We start from the raw sequence: 12325 nt of genomic DNA, 5'->3' as shown, positions 1-12325 counted from the left end.
CGAACCTACTTGTCGGCCGTTTTTCGTGGTATACAGCAGATAAAAGTAGATTTTTAATACTAGTATTTTCTTCATCAAATCAGGCCCATAGAGGTTATGGCGTATTAAGAAACCTGAAGATATTAAGAATGTGCAATAAAGTTGATGATAAACCAAAATTGGTTGTATTGGCCGCAGCTTATAAGGATAACGACAGGAATATGGCAAAAATCAAAGTAGAAATAGACGCTGACCTTCAGGATTTGATCCCTCAGTTCACTGAGAATCGCAAAAAAGACATCGCAGCCCTTCAGGAATTGATAAATAGCAACGACCTTCCGGCTATCGCGGCCTTAACTCACAAGATCAAAGGCGCAGCTTCCAGCTATGGCTTTATGCAATTAAGTGAAATTGCGGCACAAATGGAAAAGCTCTCCAAAAACAATGAGGCTGCCCAACTAGCGAATCTTGCCCAGGATATGAAATCTCACTTTGAAAATATCGAAATTCAGTTCGTTCCGATGTCTTAGGAAATCATGACAATCAGACTTCGAATTCTCCTTTTCACATTGCTCATTGTGACTGGTGCGATGATCGCGGCAGGAACGATGGGCTATAAAATTGGAGCCTCCACTCTGCAAAGTGGACATTCGGAGCGCCTGATTCAGATTCGACTGAATCGCACGCAAGCGCTGAAAACCGATTTGGAAAATCTGGGAAACAATCTTCTGGTCGCTGCCGAAATGGTACGTGTTCGCGATTCCGTTTCCGCTTTTCATGAATCTTTTATTAAGCTCAACAACAATATTCCCGAAAAAACTCTGGCTCAGAACATCCGGATCGTAAATTCACATTACACTGGTCATGCGGCAAGCCATGATGACACCCCTATTGCCGATCGATTAGGCAAACCTGCATTGGTTCTGCAAGCGATGATTCTGATGGAAGCTGAACGCAATGAAAGTACTCCCCGTAACGTGATTGCTCTTAAAGAGGCTGATCCGTATGGCTATTCCAAAGTACACAGCGAAATTCATACTTTCCTTTCAGACTATGCAGATCGTTTTCAGGTGGAAGACGTCCTGCTGATCGATCGCGACGGAGTTGTCGTTTACTCGGTCCAAAAAGGATTGGAGCTAGGGGCCAGCCTGGATACTGGCTTCTTCAGCGGAACGCGACTGACAGATGTCTACCGCTGGTCTCAAAGCGCGCCACCCCAAACATTCAGATTCTTTGATTTTGCGCCGCTGTCCTCGGGATTTCCGGAATACGTTTCTTATATTGCCGCGCCAATTTATGATCAAAAAAACTATATCGGAACTTTGTTATTTAAGATTGGTCTGAATCGATTCGATCAGATACTGAGCGACAACTATCAATGGAAAAAGCAAGGACTGCGCGAAACTGGTGAGGTCGTGGCATTTGGCCCGGATGGTTTAATGAGAAACAGCTCACGCATGTTTCACGAAAACCCAGGGGAATTTAACCGACAGTTTTCCAGTGCCGGTGCCAAACAAGAAAGCATCAACGCAGTCCAAACCAAGGGCACCACGGCCCTGATTGCAGCAGTCCCAGCTGACAAGATTCGCCACTATCTGCGCTCTGAAGACTCTGTGGAAACAGGAACAGATTACCTCAATGCCGTCAGCCTGATGTCGATTGGTAAAGTACAGTTACCCGGCGGCGTGGAATGGGTGATCATTGCCAAGTCAAATTTCAACGAAACTACCGGTCCAATCAATCACTACTTGGTTGTTTTCGTTGTCATTGGTTTATTGTTTTTAATTGTCTCTTTGGGATTGGCATACTTTTTCGGCAAACAGCTGACTCAGCCTTTAAGTTACCTGCACCGTAAAATTCAGTCTCAAGGTGGTGCCATCAAGGAAATCTCATATTCAAATCAGGACGAGTTCGCCAATGTCTTCAATGACTATAATTCCCTGGCTCAGAATCTGAATCAGGAAAAGCAGGAAAAAAATGTCCTGGAAGATGTCATTCTGACTCTGGGCAAGGTCATGTTCATGGTTGAAGTGATCCCCGGCTACGAGGGACACCTTAAAGCCATCATCCGCAAAACAAATCGCATCGCCTATGAACTTATCGGCACTCCTGAAATGTCGGTTGTGGGTTCTGATATCTCCCTATGGATGGATATTGAGGCGAAGGATCTGATAAACACACATAAGAAAGAAGCAAATTTGAAGTGCCTGTCGGGAGAACGCATCCCATTGGCGGTCACAGTCATCCCGATGGAAAATACCACGGGCCGAGAGCGCTTTGTTGTTGTGGGTAATGACTTGCGCTGGAAAATCGAAGCCCAGCGCGAACTTCGCATGAAAGAAGATCTGTTGAAGGCCTCCCAGGCCATCTCCAAAACCGGATCCTTCCGATGGGACCTGCGTAACGGTCAAATGCTGTGGTCAGATGAACAGTTTAAATTGTTGGGACTTAATCCCACCGAGGTTCAACCCAGTTATGAACTTTTCAGAGCGATGGTTCACCACGAGGACGTGCAGGAGCTGGATAACGCCATTCGCATGCAAGGCATCGGCACTCGCGAATTTCATTTCGTACTTAGAGTCCGTCGTGCCGACACTAATGAGTATGTTTGGACGAACATGATGGGCATCACAGAGTATGATGATAATAAAAATGCTCTGTGTACTTGGGGTATTAATCAGGATATCACGGAACTTAAGAAAGCCGAACTTGAGTTAATCTCGATGAAGGACGAAGCCGAGAAGTCGTCATTGGCCAAGTCTCAATTCCTGGCCCACATGAGTCATGAAATCCGAACACCGATGAATGCCATCATGGGTATGGCCGAGCTGCTAAAAGAAACCAAGCTTGATCCGGATCAACGTTACTATCTGACGATATTCCAAAAAGCCAGCGACGTGTTGATGACCTTAATCAATGACATCCTGGATCTTTCAAAAATTGAGGCCGGTGAGGTTTCAATCGAAAATATCTTCTTTGATCTGCGCAAAATGATGACAGATGTTCAGGAAATTATGAGACCTCGCGCGCAGTTAAAAGGCGTGGACTATTCATTTGAAATTGGTCAGGGTGTTAACATCAATCTCATGGGTGACCCCACAAAACTTCGTCAAGTACTGATCAATCTAGTAAGCAACTCAATCAAATTTACAGATCGTGGGGAAATCACCGTTTCCGTCACAAAGAATGCCACCAAAAAAGACAGCCTGTTGATCGCTGTCCGCGATACCGGTGTTGGTATTGCTCCACAAAAACAACATTTGATATTCCAGAAGTTTTCGCAAGCTGACAGCTCCATCACACGTCGATACGGTGGAACCGGTTTAGGTTTGGCCATCTCCAAGAGCCTGGTTGAACTGATGGGCGGACAAATCTGGTTCAAGAGCCGTGAAAACACAGGAACGACGTTCTATTTCACTATGCCTTATCGCGAGCAAAGCGTCGGCCTGAACATTGAGACCAATCCCTTGGTAAACACAGGCCTGCTCTCATTTGCTGATCAATATGAAGCTCGAGAGACAGAAAAACTGCCAACAACAGTTCGCGACAACAAGAACCTGCGTATTCTTCTTGCAGATGATACTGAGGATAATCGCATTCTGTTCACCCATTTCCTAAAAAGCTTCCCATTTGAAATAATTGAAGCCGAGAATGGACTTGAAGCGGTAGATAAGATAAAGTCTAACGAGTTTGATATCGTCTTCATGGACGTTCAAATGCCAGAAATGGATGGCTATGCAGCCACATCGATCATTCGTGAATGGGAACGCACTACCAGACATGCGCACATTCCAATAATCGCACTGACAGCTCACGCCCTTTCTGACGATAAGCAAAAATCCATAAACGCCGGATGTGACGATCACATCACCAAGCCGTTTAAAAAGGATGTTTTGTTAGGCGTGATTAACAGGTTTACGAATTAAGGATGATGATGAATTCACAAGAAGAAAAAAGCAGATTGCTGATTGTTGAGGACGACGCGGATATTCGCGAGCTCCTGAAACATTTCTTAAAAGAATTCGTCGACGAAATCGTCGAGGCTGAAGATGGCGCCGCCGCTCTTCAATACGTGAAATCGAAAGAATTCGACACGATTCTGTCAGATATTGAAATGCCAAACATGAATGGCCTGAAGTTTTTGGCCTATGTTCGCTCCTTGGGTCATATGACTCCATTTGTGGTACTGACTGCACATGGCGATCACTCCCGTGCTCTCGAAGCCCTGTCATTGGGTGCATTCGATTTCATCACCAAGGATTCCAAACGTAAATTGGTTATCGAGAGCGTATGTTCTGCGATCAAAATCGGGCGCGAAATGAAAGCTTCCAAGAATGATCCGGTTCAATCCAATCATCTTCGCAAGATTTACACTGATATGTCCAAATCCTCAGAAATGCGCCTAAGAAAAATCATCGACCAGATGTCCAACTAATCAGAGGTTTCGTTAGCATGGTAAAATCCACCACTCACTATCACGGCGACAAGCATTGCGAGATTACCCACCAACCTTCTTCAGCTCGTATCGGAACTGACGCCCCGAAGGACAATCACGGCAAGGGTGAGTTGTTTTCACCGACAGATCTGGTGGGCGCTGCCATGGGCAGTTGCATGCTTACGACCATGGCCATTCATTCAGAAAAAGATGCCATCAATTTGAAAGGCGCTTGGGCTGAAGTTGAAAAAGAAATGGTTCCGAATCCGCGTCGAATTGCAAAACTAAATGTGATCCTGCATTTGCCAATGAGCATCCCGCATGACTATCGCAAAAAGCTTGAAGACTTTGCCCTGGGTTGTCCGGTGAAGGTCAGCATGCATCCCGATATGCAAATTCCTGTTTTGTTTCACTATGATATAGCGTAGTTCGCTTCATTTTGTTCTAAAGCTTTCCCCATAGTTATTATCTATAGGTCCAGTAGATACAATCAATTGGATCTATTATAGGCCTTGGCCGATAATTAAATAGAGAAGGGGGTTGCTATGACAACGCTTGGAACACGCGCACTGCTTGCCTCAAAGATCAGAACTGGACGAAAAGTCCTGGCATTTTATGCCTTAACATTTGTCACGGTCGAGGTCTTACGCCATTTTCCGATTCAATAATGACAGCGTGATAAAATTTTGTGACCATCTTTTCATGTAAATTTTCGACGAAAGGAAGATACACATGAAAAGAATTATCGCACCAGTCCTTGCGGCACTATTTATCGGCGCTTGCGCTCACAAAGAGGAAGCTCCAGTAGTAACGGCTCCGCCTGCACCTCCAGCACCTACCAAAGCTCAAGCTGTATTGAAAGCAGCAAAAGGCTCCAAAATTAAAGGTACTGTTCACTTCACAGAGGAAAACGGCGAAATTAAAGTTGAAACAATGATCGACGGTTTGAAAGCCGGCCCTCACGGTTTCCACATCCATGAAGTTGGAACTTGCGAAGGTGATTTCACTTCTGCTGGTGGACACTTCAATCCAACAAATTCAAAACATGGTTCTTTGACTTCTGCTGATCGCCACGTGGGTGACATGGGCAACCTAATGGCTGACAAAAAAGGCAAAGGTAACACTACTATCACTATCAAAGGTTCATTGAGTGGTACTGATGGCATCATCGGTAAATCCATCATCGTACACAAAGGTAAAGATGATTTGAAATCTCAACCTGCTGGCAATGCTGGAGCTCGCGAAGCTTGCGGCGTTATCGAAGCAATGTAATTTCTTGATTTAAAATTATAGAATCAAAAAAAATGCCGGGGTGACCCGGCATTTTTTTATTTAAACTGAACGAACTTTCTGTGAAATCTTACCAAAGATACTTTCTCCTTTGGCATTATTCATCTGCATTTGAATCGTATCGCCCGCCTTCATGAATGGCGTTTTGATCTCGCCTTGCTCAATCTGTTCAATCATGCGTTTTTCAGCCAGACAGCTTGAACCTTTGGTGTGATCTTCATTGGAAACCGTTCCGCTGCCGATGATAGCACCAGCTGGCAGATTGCGAGTTTTCGCCGCGTGGGCAATCAATTGACCGAAATGAAAGTGCATTGCCCCTGCATTCGCTTTACCAAAAAACTCGCCGTTGTAAGTCACATCCAATGGCAATTGAATACGTCCGTCTTTATATCCATCACCCAATTCATCCGCAGTCACTGCAAATGGAGAAAGTGCGGAAGCGGGTTTACTTTGGAAGAATCCAAATCCACCGGCAAGTTCAGCTGGGATCAAACCACGCAAAGAAACGTCATTGATCAAAACCAGAAGTTTAATATGCTTTAGCGCCTCCTCAGGAGTTACACCCATCGGAACGAAGTCAGTAACAATACCAACTTCACCTTCGAAATCCGTCCCGTGCGCAAAATCACGCTGCGGAATATCTTCTGTCGGAGCCAGGAACTGCCCGCACTCCCCTTGATACATCAACGGCACAGTCGTCAATGTTTCAGGCAATGGAGCATTACGCGCTTTGCGCACCAGTTTGATATGATAAATAAAAGCAGAACCATCTGCGAACAGCCAGGTTCTTGGCAATGCCGAGTGGAAATCCTGCTCGTTCACCGCAAATGATCCGGCCGCTTTTCCATCATTCAAATCGTTATAAAGCTTTTTCAAATCAGCTTCTTTTGAAGACCACTTTTCCATGGCCTCGCGCAAGTTAGGAGCAATATGAGTGGCCTTAACCGCCGTTTTCAAATCACGGCTGACCACACACAAGTCACCATCCAAACTATGAGCTGATTTCAGAGTACCTAGTTTCACGTTCTATCCTTAGTCAAAAGTAACAAGTAAGTTAGCACCAACCGCGCGGTAGTTTTTCAATTCTGCACCACCAGCCATTGCAGCTTTGCCGCTGGCACTTTCAAAATAAACATTCAAACCGAAGTTCGGTGCAAACTTGAAGGAGGCACCCACAGTCAATGGAATCAATGGAGACGTCACATCCGTCACATTGCAGTTATTCAAACTGCATTTTTTATCCATATTGATTGCCAGGTTCACACCCAAGTATACGCCAGCATAGTCTTCGAATTTGTACATGATGTTCAATGGAATATCGACGTAGTTCATTTCGACTTTCCCGTCTGAACCACCGGACTTCAATACCAAAGGGCGTTGTGTGTAAAGCAAACCGGTACGAACATTCCAAGGACCGGAAATTGGCAGAATACCAAACATACCAAATTGCATTGCAGTTTGAGAGTCGGTACTTACACCAGAAGCGTCAGTATCGCCAGATTGGGAACGTACGCCAACCTCAAGACCATAAGTTAGATCAGCGAATGCTACCGAAGAAAATAGACCAGAAACAACAAGGAACGATAGTGCCAGTTTTTTCATAAGAACCCCTTATGGGAAAAAGTCTCCCACAAGTTGTCTTATTTATCAAAACACCACACGGCATTCAGGGCCATTTCGTTCAGTGACGTACTGTCGGAGACCAGGCTGTGTTCCAAAGCCAAATGGTGAGGCTCCACTGTGCCACGCGCCGCCAAAACAATCAGAAGTAGCGGCACCACAATGCGCAGAGCCATTTCAAATTTGGACCCCTTCTGCGGTGAATACTCATCTTTCCACTGACCGAAGTTCACGGCTTTAATAAGCATGTAACCTAAAATCAGCAGGGCAAGAGTGATCACCGTGAATACCCAGTTTTGATTTTGCGGCAAAGAGCGCATTTGTTCCCAGGTGAACTCTGGCGACCAGTTTGAATACTCAGCAAAACGCATGCGACGACCGTGATGCGCATAATGAAAGAAGTCCACGTAGGTCAGCAAAGAGATCGCCAACCACACGGCACCGAAGTAGATCTTGTAAATCACAAACATCCAATTCGGCCATTTTTCAAAAAACGCCTGAATCATCAAAATAAAATAGATCGGCAAAAGCAGGAAACCAAAAACCAACAGATCAAAGCGAATACCCGCTCCAAATGAGTGCAGCACTTCAAGGAAGTTCAACATCTGAATTTTGGATAAGGTGCTTAGCAAAAAAAGGTTGAGCCTGAAAAGACTCATGAACAAGACCATGGCAAGCGACAACTTCGCAAGCTTCATCATAACTTTAGATGAAAAGCGCAGCGAAAAGATAAATCTACTTGGCATTAAAACGCCCTTTGATGAAAATCTGTGTTGTTAAATTATGCACATCAACAGGAGTTAGTATATGTCCTCATACGCACTTTACAACTATTTTCGAAGCTCCACGTCCTTCAGAGCCCGCGTGGTTCTGGAGTTGAAGAGTCTCGCTTACGACTACAAACCGATCAATCTGCTGAAGGACGAACAACACTCCCCCGAATACTTGAAGCTCAACCCCCTGGGCGGTATCCCGACATTAATTCATGATGGAAAGATCATTCCTGATTCCATGGCCATCATCGAATACCTTGAGGAGATTCATCCTTCACCGTCGATCATGCCCAAGGATGCTTACCTGCGCGCACGCGTGCGCCAGGTTTGTGAGATTGTGAATGCTTCCATGCACCCTTACGGAAATCTGAAAATCACAAAGTATCTGGGTCAAGCCCATGGCTATACTCAGGAGCAAAAGGATCAGTGGGTGCAGAAGTGGGTTATTCAGGGCCTTGAAGCCCTGGAGAAAACTTTGCCCGAGTTTTCAGGCAAATACTGCTTTGGTGATCAGGTGACTATGGCGGACGTGGTCCTTTACCCTCAAATCATCACCTGCCAGCGCTTTCACGTCGACTTAAGCAAATACCCGACAGTGATGAAAGTCTTTGGCAATCTGGATCAGCATCCAGCCTTTATCAAAGCTCACTTCAGTCGTCAGATCGACACACCTGAAGATCTTAGAAAGCCCTAAACGAAAAAAGCCCGGGAAACCGGGCTTTTTTTTAGTTACGCTCTGTAATCAGGAAGTGCCACTTATCAATGACTGGGATGATGATAAAGACCAGCATACTTACGTTAAGCCACATAAAGAAGGCCATCCAACGTTGAGTGCCCTTGGATTTGTAATAACGATAAAGTTCCTGCAAAACCTTAAACACGAACGGGAAAGTCAGAAGGATGTACAACCAGCTGGCATGAACGAACAATGGTGCCGCCAGTGCAACCCCCACATACGCAAAAGTCCAAAGAGCGATTTGTTCCAATGTTTTGTCGATACCACGAGCCACTGGCAAAACCGGAATATCGCCGGCTGCATAGTCATCCTTGTAGCGAATTGCCAAAACCCAAAAGTGCGGCATTTGCCAAATGAACATGATCAGGAACAAGTAGATGGATTCGGAATTAAAAATATCCGGATTTGCGGCAGCGTAGCCGATCGTTACAGGCAAAGCGCCTGGGAATGCACCCGGAACCGCACCATAAGCCCACTTCTTTTTAAGATAAAGAGTGTATGGACCGTTGTAAAACAGAACGCAAACCAGCCCCACCAATCCAGCCATAGGCTGAACCATGAACAAGAGCTGAAGTCCCACGAAGATAAATGTCACAGCAAGAATACCCGCCGCTGCTGGTTTCAAACGACCTGCAGGGATGGGACGATTCGCTGTGCGGGGCATTTTTTTATCAAGCTGCCAGTCTTGCACCTGATTTAGTGCCAAAGAACCTGAACTTAAGAAATAGATTCCCAGAAGAGCTTCCAAGAAGAGTTTCCAGTCGAATGGATTTTCACTTTGAAAACCCGTGGCATAGCCGGCTAATCCCGCCAAAACGGAGAAAACGACTATGCCAAACTTGGTAAGATCCGCGTATGTTTTTAACACGATCTTAAAGAGGACTTACCTCTAAAGCACGAGATGCAATATCCACTACGCTAAAGAGAAGAAGAACGATCAAGAAAAAGAAACCAGACGCAAAGATCACGCGATTCATGTTGTTATCGTCCTTCAAATGCATGAAGTACAATAAAACCAGACCGGCTTTGATCGCTGCAATCCCGAAAGCCACAAGTGCATTGAAAGCACCCAAAGCTTCGTGGAATTGATGGGCAATTACCGTCAGGATAGTCAAACCGAACAATGCGCCCCCGACTTTCAAATACATGGAAGTCGGAGAAATGTGCGGATGAAGAACGTTTTGATCGTTATTTTGATTGTGTGCTGCTGCCATTGTTAACCCACCAAATAAAGAAGAGGGAATAAGAAGATCCAGATCAAATCGACGATATGCCAGAAGATACCAACACCCTCTACTGGAATCCAGTATTGGGAGTGGAACTCACCGCGGATCGTTCTGATCAACAACCATGTGATCAATCCCATACCAATCAATACGTGAAGACCGTGCAGACCGGACATACAGAAGTAGAAACCAAAGTACATACCAAGGTTTGCGTGCTCTGCACCCGTCTTAGCCAAATCCAGGAAACGGCCTGGATAGAAGCCCAAATGGAATTTATGTGTCCACTCGAAGTACTTGATCACCATGAAGACCGCACCGCAAAGAATCGTGATCGCCAAAGCCATTGCAGCTTTTTTTATCTGATTACGCTGGATCAACTGGATTGAGATCGCCATTGTGAAAGAAGAGAAGATCAGAACCAGGGTATTTACGAAACCCAATTTCCAATCAAGTTGCTTCGCTCCTTCAGAGAACATCGCAGGATAAAGGTGATGGAAGATTCCATAACCGATCAACAACGCTCCGAACATCAGGATCTCGGTTACCATGAACAACCAAATACCCTGCTTACCGCTGTCATATTCCTGAGTCGCATCGTTAAAGTGATGCGACACGTGTGCTGCGTGTGGATGTGTTACATTATCTGTACTCATAAGGCCCCGCTGTTACTACTGGTTCAACATCGAAGTTAAATTGTGGTGGAGGTGAAGCTGTCTGCCACTCAAGAGTTTTTGCGCCCCATGGGTTTGCAACCGCTTTCGAACCTTTTCTGATACCTTGTACAATCGCATAAAGACCGATCAAGAAACCGATAAGGATCAACCAAGAACCTACAGTTGAAACTTTATTCAGCTGTTCATAGTTCGGGATGTAATCGAAGTAACGACGTGGCATACCCATCGCGCCCAGGATGAACTGAGGGAAGAACGTCACGTTGAAACCGATAAAGATGAACACGAAGGACAAACGAGCCAAAGCTTCGTTGAAGTTCTTACCGAACATTTTCGGGAACCAGTAATAGAAGCCACCCATCAACGCCATCAAAGTACCACCCACCATTACGTAGTGGAAGTGAGCTACCACGAAGTAAGTGTCATGGAAGTGAACGTCGATTGGAAGAGTCGCAAGCATGATACCTGTCACACCACCGATAGCGAACAGGAACAAGAAACCAAGAGCGAACAACATCGGGGAATCAAAGCTGACAGAACCTTTGTAGATCGTCGCAACCCAGTTGAACATCTTGATCGCCGTCGGAACCCCAACCAGCATCGTGATGAAAGAGAACATGATACCGGCAAGTTCAGACTGACCGGATACGAACATGTGATGTCCCCAAACGAAGAAGGAAACCGCTGCGATACCCAAAGAAGAGTATGCAATTGCCGTATAACCAAAGATAACTTTGCGAGAGAAAGCAGTGATGATCTCAGAGATCACACCCATCGCTGGCAAGATCATGATGTAAACCGCTGGATGCGAATAGAACCAGAAGAAATGCTGGAACAATACCGGGTCACCGCCCAATGCTGGATCGAAGATACCAACACCGAAGATTTTCTCAGCTGCCAACAACATCAAAGTGATACCCAAAACCGGAGTTGCAAGAAGCTGCAAAATCGCCGTGGAATACATCGCCCACACGAACAAAGGCATACGGTGCATAGTCATGCCCGGAGCTCTTAGTTTGTGAACTGTCACGATCATGTTCAAACCAGTCAGGATGGAAGACATACCCATGATGAAGGCTGCCACAACCATCACAACTACTGATGTACCAGTGCGGATAGAGTAAGGAGTGTAGAACGTCCAACCAGTGTCAATTTTAGACAGGAAGAAAGTCGCTACAGCCAACAATGCGCCGGCCATAAACACGTACCAGCTAAGCAAGTTGATCTTAGGGAAGGCCATATCCTTCGCGCCCAAATGAATCGGCAGGAAGAAGTTACCAAGAATCGCAGGGATACCAGGAACGATAACCATGAAAACCATGATCGCACCATGATACGTTAGTACCTGATTATAAGCGTCACCGTTTTTCAAAACCTGACCAACTCCCGCTGTCGCGTTCGGAGCAAAAAGTTCCAAACGAAGAAGCAAGGCCATAACCCCGCCGACAAAGAAGAAGAACATAACAGCGATCATGTACATGATACCGATGCGCTTGTGGTCGATTGTCGTCAACCAAGACCATAGGCCTTTTTCACAATTAATATAGTTTTCGCCGTGAGCTGATGATGAATGACTACCCATGAGCTGCACTCCT

The 12325-nt window shown here is 45.5% G+C and carries 13 protein-coding genes; 6 read left to right on the top strand and 7 right to left on the bottom strand.

Annotated elements, in window-relative coordinates; translation table 11 throughout:
* Positions 1-128: 128 nt before the first annotated feature.
* From AAAA73_RS11385 to AAAA73_RS11365, 5 genes are all read left to right on the top strand, one after another.
* Positions 129-509, top strand: coding sequence for an Hpt domain-containing protein (locus AAAA73_RS11385; protein ID WP_340598435.1), 381 nt, complete (start codon positions 129-131; stop codon positions 507-509).
* Between the two features lie 6 nt (positions 510-515).
* Positions 516-3905, top strand: coding sequence for an ATP-binding protein (locus AAAA73_RS11380; RefSeq protein WP_340598434.1), 3390 nt, complete (start codon positions 516-518; stop codon positions 3903-3905).
* A 2-nt stretch (positions 3906-3907) separates the two neighbouring features.
* Complete coding sequence (locus tag AAAA73_RS11375) at positions 3908-4414, top strand: response regulator (RefSeq protein WP_340598433.1); 507 nt, start codon at positions 3908-3910, stop codon at positions 4412-4414.
* A gap of 17 nt (positions 4415-4431) precedes the next feature.
* The gene (locus AAAA73_RS11370; RefSeq protein WP_340598432.1) at positions 4432-4842 is read left to right on the top strand and encodes an OsmC family protein; all 411 of its coding nucleotides are present in this window, start codon (positions 4432-4434) and stop codon (positions 4840-4842) included.
* A 304-nt stretch (positions 4843-5146) separates the two neighbouring features.
* Positions 5147-5686, top strand: coding sequence for a superoxide dismutase family protein (locus tag AAAA73_RS11365; protein ID WP_340598431.1), 540 nt, complete (start codon positions 5147-5149; stop codon positions 5684-5686).
* Positions 5687-5746: 60 nt separating this feature from the next.
* On the opposite strand, the gene AAAA73_RS11360 is transcribed toward AAAA73_RS11365, so the two are convergent.
* From AAAA73_RS11360 to AAAA73_RS11350, 3 genes are read right to left on the bottom strand one after another with little or no spacing between them, the layout of a single operon-like run.
* Positions 5747-6727 carry a fumarylacetoacetate hydrolase family protein gene (locus AAAA73_RS11360; RefSeq protein ID WP_340598430.1) on the bottom strand — a complete coding sequence of 327 codons (981 nt, stop codon included), beginning with the start codon at positions 6725-6727 and terminating at the stop codon, positions 5747-5749.
* A 9-nt stretch (positions 6728-6736) separates the two neighbouring features.
* The gene (locus AAAA73_RS11355; RefSeq protein ID WP_340598429.1) at positions 6737-7306 is read right to left on the bottom strand and encodes an outer membrane beta-barrel protein; all 570 of its coding nucleotides are present in this window, start codon (positions 7304-7306) and stop codon (positions 6737-6739) included.
* Positions 7307-7344: 38 nt separating this feature from the next.
* Positions 7345-8070, bottom strand: a complete 726-nt coding sequence (locus tag AAAA73_RS11350; protein WP_340598428.1) for a hypothetical protein — start codon at positions 8068-8070, stop codon at positions 7345-7347.
* A gap of 61 nt (positions 8071-8131) precedes the next feature.
* Between AAAA73_RS11350 and maiA the strand changes: the two genes are divergently transcribed.
* A complete protein-coding gene (gene maiA, locus AAAA73_RS11345) occupies positions 8132-8791 on the top strand; it encodes a maleylacetoacetate isomerase (protein WP_340598427.1) in 660 nt (219 codons plus the stop codon).
* A gap of 31 nt (positions 8792-8822) precedes the next feature.
* Here the strand turns inward: maiA and cyoE are convergent, their stop codons facing one another.
* The 4 genes from cyoE to ctaD are packed head-to-tail and all read right to left on the bottom strand — an operon-like array spanning position 8823 to position 12312.
* Positions 8823-9701: a heme o synthase gene (gene cyoE / locus AAAA73_RS11340; protein ID WP_340598426.1), complete on the bottom strand. Its 879-nt coding sequence runs from the start codon at positions 9699-9701 to the stop codon at positions 8823-8825.
* 4 nt (positions 9702-9705) lie between these two features.
* The gene (locus AAAA73_RS11335) at positions 9706-10047 is read right to left on the bottom strand and encodes a cytochrome C oxidase subunit IV family protein (RefSeq protein WP_340598425.1); all 342 of its coding nucleotides are present in this window, start codon (positions 10045-10047) and stop codon (positions 9706-9708) included.
* A 2-nt stretch (positions 10048-10049) separates the two neighbouring features.
* Complete coding sequence (locus AAAA73_RS11330) at positions 10050-10712, bottom strand: cytochrome c oxidase subunit 3 family protein (RefSeq protein WP_340598424.1); 663 nt, start codon at positions 10710-10712, stop codon at positions 10050-10052.
* Positions 10699-12312: a cytochrome c oxidase subunit I gene (ctaD, locus tag AAAA73_RS11325; RefSeq protein WP_340598423.1), complete on the bottom strand. Its 1614-nt coding sequence runs from the start codon at positions 12310-12312 to the stop codon at positions 10699-10701. The genes AAAA73_RS11330 and ctaD overlap by 14 nt, the downstream gene beginning before the upstream one ends.
* Between the last annotated feature and the right edge of the window lie 13 nt (positions 12313-12325).

Source organism: Bdellovibrio sp. GT3 (genome assembly GCF_037996765.1).
Lineage (GTDB): Bacteria > Bdellovibrionota > Bdellovibrionia > Bdellovibrionales > Bdellovibrionaceae > Bdellovibrio.
This window is presented reverse-complemented; position numbering and strand designations above follow the sequence as displayed.

Coding starts and splice junctions, on each gene's coding strand:
- maiA (WP_340598427.1), top strand. CDS start 8,132: ATGTCCTCATACGCACTTTACAACTATTTTCGAAGCTCCACGTCCTTC.
- AAAA73_RS11385 (WP_340598435.1), top strand. CDS start 129: ATGTGCAATAAAGTTGATGATAAACCAAAATTGGTTGTATTGGCCGCA.
- AAAA73_RS11380 (WP_340598434.1), top strand. CDS start 516: ATGACAATCAGACTTCGAATTCTCCTTTTCACATTGCTCATTGTGACT.
- AAAA73_RS11365 (WP_340598431.1), top strand. CDS start 5,147: ATGAAAAGAATTATCGCACCAGTCCTTGCGGCACTATTTATCGGCGCT.
- AAAA73_RS11370 (WP_340598432.1), top strand. CDS start 4,432: ATGGTAAAATCCACCACTCACTATCACGGCGACAAGCATTGCGAGATT.
- AAAA73_RS11335 (WP_340598425.1), bottom strand. CDS start 10,047: ATGGCAGCAGCACACAATCAAAATAACGATCAAAACGTTCTTCATCCG.
- ctaD (WP_340598423.1), bottom strand. CDS start 12,312: ATGGGTAGTCATTCATCATCAGCTCACGGCGAAAACTATATTAATTGT.
- AAAA73_RS11330 (WP_340598424.1), bottom strand. CDS start 10,712: ATGAGTACAGATAATGTAACACATCCACACGCAGCACACGTGTCGCAT.
- AAAA73_RS11350 (WP_340598428.1), bottom strand. CDS start 8,070: ATGCCAAGTAGATTTATCTTTTCGCTGCGCTTTTCATCTAAAGTTATG.
- AAAA73_RS11355 (WP_340598429.1), bottom strand. CDS start 7,306: ATGAAAAAACTGGCACTATCGTTCCTTGTTGTTTCTGGTCTATTTTCT.
- AAAA73_RS11375 (WP_340598433.1), top strand. CDS start 3,908: ATGATGATGAATTCACAAGAAGAAAAAAGCAGATTGCTGATTGTTGAG.